The 1008-nt window shown below is 64.8% G+C and carries 1 pseudogene; it reads left to right on the top strand.

Features of this window, described 5'->3' with window-relative positions:
- Positions 1-179 precede the first annotated feature (179 nt).
- Positions 180-998, top strand: a pseudogene (locus ACFWI9_RS34870) (ABC transporter substrate-binding protein); the annotation flags it as partial.
- Positions 999-1008: the final 10 nt, after the last annotated feature.

The following is a 1008-nucleotide window of genomic DNA, read 5'->3' as shown; positions in this document are numbered from 1 at the left end:
TATCGATATGCGGCTCCGCCGCGTGCGCGCGCCCAGCCCCCACCGACCCGCACTCACCCACTAACCCATCGAACCGCTTGCGCCAATCTCCGCCTAACCCATTGACGCACCACCCCCACCTACATACCTTCCTCCATCGAAGCGCTTCGACACCCATCCAACTCCCCCGGAGGCCCTGGATGCTGACGACCCGAACGCAATCGCAGACAGCCGCGGCGATCCAGACCGGAGCCCTGCTCCTCTCCTCCTGCGGCACCTCGGACAGCGGTACCTCAGACAGCAAAACCCTGAAGCTCTGGCACTACGAGGGCCCCGACAGCGCGATGGGCGTGGCCTGGAACGCGGCCATCAAGGAGTTCGAGGCCCAACACCCGGGCGTCAAGGTGAAGTTCGAGGAGAAGGGCTTCGAGCAGATCCAGAAGACCGCCCCGATGGTCCTCAACTCCTCCGACGCCCCGGACATCATGGAGTACAACAAGGGCAACGCGACGGCGGGCCTGCTCTCCAAACAGGGCCTGCTCACCGACCTCACCGCCGAGGCCAAGACGCGCGGCTGGGACAAGAAGATCCCCGCGAGCGTCGGCACCACGGACATGTACGACACCAACGGAGTGATGGGCTCCGGCAAGTGGTACGGCGTCACGGACTACGGCGAGTACACGATGGTCTACTACAACAAGGACCTCTTCGCGAAGTACAAGATCGCCGAGCCGAAGACGTTCGACGAACTCACCGCCGCCATGGCCCAGTTCGCGGCGAAGGGCGTCACCCCGCTCGCCAACGCCGGCGCCGAGTACCCGGCCCAGCAGTACCTCTACCAACTCGCCCTGTCGAAGGCCGACCGCGCCTGGGTCGACACGTACGAGCTGTACAAGGGCAAGACGGACTTCCACGACGCGGCCTGGACGTATGCGGCGACTACGTTCGCCGACTGGGTGAAGACGAGCTACCTCGCCAAGACCTCCAGTTCGACCAAGGCCGAGGACGCCGGCGTCTCCTTGTAACAGG

Source organism: Streptomyces sp. NPDC127084 (assembly GCF_042724175.1).
GTDB lineage: Bacteria > Actinomycetota > Actinomycetes > Streptomycetales > Streptomycetaceae > Streptomyces.
This window is presented reverse-complemented; position numbering and strand designations above follow the sequence as displayed.